The sequence below is a fragment of the Nitrospirillum amazonense genome (assembly GCF_029594735.1).
GTDB classification, from domain to species: domain Bacteria; phylum Pseudomonadota; class Alphaproteobacteria; order Azospirillales; family Azospirillaceae; genus Nitrospirillum; species Nitrospirillum amazonense.
Window position 1 is genome coordinate 339283 of the sequence record NZ_JARPAF010000003.1, and the last position, 347, is coordinate 339629.

At 69.7% G+C, this 347-nt stretch carries 1 protein-coding gene; it reads left to right on the plus strand.

Annotated elements, in window-relative coordinates; translation table 11 throughout:
- On the plus strand, positions 1 to 347 hold a 347-nt coding region (locus P5F91_RS19845; RefSeq protein ID WP_277908040.1), incomplete at both ends, for a hypothetical protein.

Sequence of the window (347 nt, forward strand, 5' to 3'; positions counted from 1 at the left end):
CACCCTGGTCAACAGTGGCGCCTCGGTAATCCTGGACAGCCTGGTCAGCGTCACCGGTGCCTACAGCCAGACGGCCGGCACCCTGACCCTGACGGATCCCGCCCATGGCGGCCTGGCCGTCAGCGGCGCCGCAAGCCTTAGCGGTGGCACGGTCGTCGCCCAATACGGCGCCACCGGCAACTATCTGGCCGGCGTGGACACGCTGGTGGCCGGCGGCACCGGGTCCAGCTATACCGGCGTGGCGGTGCAGGGCTCCCTGACCGGGCTGTTGGTGAGCCAGGGCGTGGTGGGCACCAATTTGCTGGCGGTGGTCGGCAACGACTATGTCGGCGGTACCCTGGGTACGC